A 4,197-nucleotide genomic window follows, 5' to 3' on the forward strand; every position below is an offset into this window, starting at 1 on the left:
GCGGTGGCGCTGTCCGCCGATATCGGCAAGCGGCCGAAGCGTATTCTTTTCGACGGCGAGCCCCTGGTGCTGTTCCGCTCGACGCAAGGTGTCGCCGCGTTGTTCGACCGCTGCCCGCACCGGCTGGTCGAGCTGTCGACCGGCAAGGTGGTCGGCGGCGAGATCGAATGCCCTTATCACGGCTGGCGTTATGACGGCGAGGGACGCTGCACGGCGATCCCCGGCCATGTCGGCGCCATGCCGCATTACCGGGTCCGCCGCTACGCCGCGATCGAGCGCGACGGGGTGGTCTTCATCTCGTCCGGCACGCCCAAGGACGAGCCTTACCTGCATTGCATGCAAGGCAAGGATATCATCCTGCGGCGGGTGCGCTCGTCGACCCAGTCGACGGTGATCGATGCGGCGGAAAACATCCTCGACGCCACCCATACCCATTTCACCCATAAGGGCCTGCTGCGCGGCCTCACCTCGAAACGCCATCTGGTGCGGGTCGAGGTGACGGGCGGCGAGGGCTGGGTCGAGGCGAGCTACACCGGCGAGGAACGCCAGCAGGGCCTGATCAGTCGGCTGCTGGAAGGCGAGCGCGCCAAGACCATTGGCCGCTTCCGCCATCCCGGCATCGCCGAGCTTGAATATTGGGGCAAGGACGGGCTGGTTCTGGCCACCACCTTCCATCTGCGCCAGGCCGACGAGCGCACCGTCGAGGGTGTCGGCTGGTTGATCGGCCGGCGCCAGGGCCTGCTCGGCGAGCTGAAGGCGCTTGCCTTCAAACCATTATTCAATGTCGCACTTCAGCAAGACCGCCGGGTGCTGAAATCGGCGAGCGACAATGCCCGTTTCGTGCCGCAGGCCGTGCCAGTGATCGGGCCCCTGGATTTCCTGCGTCGCGATATCGCCGCGATCATGGAGGGGAAGATGCCGCCGGCGGCGAGCGGGCCGAAAGTGCATGAGATCGAGCTGTGAATTAAAGTTCACGCATCTTGATCTGAGCGTCTGCGTGAATTATAGTTCACACATGATCGAGGTCCGGCAGACGGCCGATTTCACCAACTGGCTGGACGGACTTCGCGACGCTGCGGCTCGCCTGCGCATCGCTGCCCGCATTCGTCGGGTCGAAATCGGCAACATCGGTGATGTCAAATATTTCGATGGCATCGGCGAACTTCGGATCGACCATGGCCCAGGTTACCGGCTCTACTTTGTGAAGATCGGAAACGCCGTGATCATCCTGCTCTGTGGCGGCGACAAGTCCAGCCAAAGGCGCGACATCGCCAAGGCGAAACAAATGGCAAAGGAGATATGACGATGCCTCTCGAAACCACTCGCTTCGACATCCTCGATTACCTGAAAACCCCGGAGGATCGCTTGGCCTACATCGAGGCTGCCTTCGAGGATGGTGATCCTGCGCTCATCACGCATGCGTTGGGCGATGTAGCGCGCTCCATAGGCATGACGGCTGTGGCGAAAGAAGCTGGCGTCACGCGTGAGGCGCTCTACAAGGCATTGAGCGAAAAGGGCGACCCTCGCCTCAGCACACTGCTGGGTGTCACCAAGGCGCTTGGTCTGCAACTTGACGTGAAACCTATCGGCCCTGGCTCGCTCGGGGCATGAGCATATCAGCCCGGCCCGTTCCACTCGATATCCCGCGTCGACGCCGCCTGCAGGCTGATCCGCTCACGCCACGCCATCCCGGCGATCTCCGCCAGCGCCGGCCATTGCGCCCTGACCGGGGCTGAATCGCCCGGCCAATCGAGCAGTTCCTGGCCTTCGCGTATCGCCTTGCGGAAGCGGGCGAGCCCACCTGAACGAAGCGCCACCGGCAATCCATAGATCCACATCGCGAGCCGCACCGTTTGCGGCAATGTGACGTCCGGCCTGACTTCCGGACCGTCGCCAAGCACAGCAGCGGCAAACCGCGCCGGATCGCGGAAGAAATGCAGGCCGCTGACCGCCCGCGGATTGCATTCGAGCGGCAGCACGCGGCCCCCCGGCTCGCGCATCAGGTCGAAGGAGATCTGCCCGGTCCAGGTCGTGCCCGCGACGATGCGCTCGACCAGATCGCGTGCAGCCTCGTCCTCGACCCGCTCGAAGAAGATGCCGGCGCCCTTGCCGGCGCGATAGGGAGAACGGTAGAGCGTCAGCGCCTTGAGCCGTCCCTCGCGCGCCACCGCATAGGCGCTGATCTCCTCGCCCTCGACGAAACGCTGCGCCACCCAGGGCATGGCAGGGGAGGGCGCGATCGCATCGAGGAAATCCGGTGTCGGTCGCAGCAGGACATGGCTGGCGAAGCGCGACCAGACCGGCTTGAACACCAGGTCGCGCGAGTGGCCGCGCACCGACTCCAGATCGTCGCGGGAATTGAGAAGCGTCGTCTCCGGCACCGCCAGGCCAAGCTGTTCGGCCAGCCGGATGAAGCTGTGCTTGTTGTGAACCTGCGCCAGCAACCTGATGTCGGGGGCGAACAATTTTGCCGGCATGGTCCTGCCGCGCCAGGCCAGCGCAAGGTGAAAGACTTCCTCGCAGGTCGGGATGACCAGTTGGACGTTTTCGGCTCTTGTCAGCGCTTCCACCGCATTCGCATAGGCCTGCGGCTCGAAGCGCGGCGGCGGCAGTCGATGATAGCGCGCGCAGGCCCTGCTCGCCGCCGCGACCGGCCGCGCCGGCGTGTCGGCCAGGATCACCCCGCGCCCGGCGCCGTGGACAAGGCGCGCCAGATGCAGCGCCGCCGGCGCGCGCGCGCCGGTTATCAGGATCGTTCCGTCAGCCCCCGGCATCGGTCACGCGGTCGTTTCAGCCGCGACGACCGTTGCGCGAAATCGCCGTGCTTGGCAATCGCGCTACTTCAAGTCGAGCTGCGTCCGCGACTACAGCCCCGCCTTGAATCGTTTCACCTTCTTGCTGGCATAGTCGCCATTGCGCAGGTCCGATTTGCCGCGGCGGTCCCTGAACTCATACCAGTCTCCGCTCGGAGATCTACGCTGGTAGATCACCTTGCCGGCCTGGCGATGCTCGAAGCAGCTCAAGGAGGTCTTGGCGCCCCATGAACCGCGCCAGGTAGCCCGGAAACACAGTTTGCCGCTGCCGGGCATGAACCAGATACCCTCGCCGTCGCTAGGCTTGTCCTCAGTGGACCAGGCCGTAAACTGCCGCTTGCTAACCGCAAAAAACGCGGCGCCATGGTTGCCCCAACGCCAGGAACGGTTCTTGTAGAGCTGATAGATGCCTTCTTCGGAGACGGCGGTGGCCTTCGCCGCCTTGTCGCCGATCCTGTTCGCGGCCTTGGCCATTGCGGCGTCCTGCAGGCCGATAACAAAAACGGAGCAGACCAGCGCCGCTCCGACAAACTTCCCCACTGCGCTTTTCACGATTTTACTCCGCCAACTGATTTACGCATACGCTTCACGCGCCGCCGAGCAGCTCGGCGGCAACCCCACTTCAACACCTTTAGCCGGAGCCCGTCCCGGTCTGGCCGGGACGAGCATGATCACGTCTCTTATGGCAAGACGTGCTGGGTCACCCGCCAGTCGGGCAGGCCATAGCCGCCCAGCCACGGCCAGACTTCCTTCTGGTTGAAGTAGACGACCGAGGTAAGGGCCGGAAACTCCGCATAGGACTTGCGCGAGTCGTCGGCCCATTTCGACACGTAGTCCTGCTTTCCGACATAGCCGAGTTCAGCCACGATAACCGGCTTGTTGAATTTCGCGACACGGTCATAGCCTGGCTTCAGCGTCTCTTCAAACGTCCGGTCGCGGCCGACCTCGTCATTGTCCTTCTTCTGCAGGCCGAACACCGAAAGGCCGATGACGTCGACATAGTTGTCGCCGGGATAGTATTTTTCCAGGCCTTCGACGCCCTTGGGCGACCACATGTATTTTGCCGCCGGCGCGGCCTTGCGGCAGACGTCCACCTCGCGCTTGTAGGCGGCGATCCAGTCCTTCGGCGCCCAGTTTGCCCAGGTGAAGCGGCCGTTGGTGTCTTCCATTTCCTGCGCCCAGCGGATGGTGACCGGGCTCTTCATCTGTCCGACGAGGTTGCAGATCGCCTGCATGTTGGCGTCGTACTTGCCGCTCAATATGCCATTCTTCAGCTCGGGCGGCGTGATGCGCCAGTCCTTCGACCATGTCCAAGGCTCGATGGTGATCAGCAGCGAACGGCCGCGCTGCTGATCACCATCGAGCCTTGGACATGGTCGAAGGA

6 protein-coding genes are annotated in these 4,197 nt (G+C 63.7%); 3 read left to right on the top strand and 3 right to left on the bottom strand.

From position 1 onward, the window contains the following. The 3 genes from EOA27_RS25080 to EOA27_RS25090 form a co-directional block, all read left to right on the top strand. Nucleotides 1–963: Rieske 2Fe-2S domain-containing protein (locus EOA27_RS25080; RefSeq protein WP_127257515.1), on the top strand; the 963-nt coding region annotated here is incomplete at its 5' end. A 52-nt stretch (nt 964–1,015) separates the two neighbouring features. After that, nucleotides 1,016–1,303 carry a type II toxin-antitoxin system RelE/ParE family toxin gene (locus tag EOA27_RS25085; RefSeq protein WP_126078229.1) on the top strand — a complete coding sequence of 96 codons (288 nt, stop codon included), beginning with the start codon at nt 1,016–1,018 and terminating at the stop codon, nt 1,301–1,303. Between the two features lie 2 nt (nt 1,304–1,305). After that, nucleotides 1,306–1,611 (top strand): addiction module antidote protein, encoded by a 306-nt coding sequence (locus EOA27_RS25090; RefSeq protein WP_042637981.1) that lies wholly within the window; start codon nt 1,306–1,308, stop codon nt 1,609–1,611. A gap of 5 nt (nt 1,612–1,616) precedes the next feature. On the opposite strand, the gene EOA27_RS25095 is transcribed toward EOA27_RS25090, so the two are convergent. From EOA27_RS25095 to EOA27_RS25105, 3 genes are all read right to left on the bottom strand, one after another. Continuing rightward, nucleotides 1,617–2,774, bottom strand: a complete 1,158-nt coding sequence (locus EOA27_RS25095) for a hypothetical protein (RefSeq protein ID WP_126078228.1) — start codon at nt 2,772–2,774, stop codon at nt 1,617–1,619. A 90-nt stretch (nt 2,775–2,864) separates the two neighbouring features. Continuing rightward, on the bottom strand, nt 2,865–3,365 hold the full coding sequence (locus EOA27_RS25100; RefSeq protein WP_126078227.1) for a DUF995 domain-containing protein: 501 nt from the start codon (nt 3,363–3,365) through the stop codon (nt 2,865–2,867). 128 nt (nt 3,366–3,493) lie between these two features. Further along, nucleotides 3,494–4,197 (bottom strand): glycosyl hydrolase (locus EOA27_RS25105; protein WP_127257517.1); only part of this gene is annotated, 704 nt, incomplete at its 5' end.

Source organism: Mesorhizobium sp. M2A.F.Ca.ET.037.01.1.1 (assembly GCF_003998075.1).
In the GTDB taxonomy this organism is placed as follows: Bacteria; Pseudomonadota; Alphaproteobacteria; order Rhizobiales; family Rhizobiaceae; genus Mesorhizobium.

Bases quoted from the DNA above. Each gene is read 5' to 3' on its own strand.
- EOA27_RS25095 (WP_126078228.1), bottom strand. From the start codon at position 2,774: ATGCCGGGGGCTGACGGAACGATCCTGATAACCGGCGCGCGCGCGCCG.
- EOA27_RS25090 (WP_042637981.1), top strand. From the start codon at position 1,306: ATGCCTCTCGAAACCACTCGCTTCGACATCCTCGATTACCTGAAAACC.
- EOA27_RS25085 (WP_126078229.1), top strand. From the start codon at position 1,016: ATGATCGAGGTCCGGCAGACGGCCGATTTCACCAACTGGCTGGACGGA.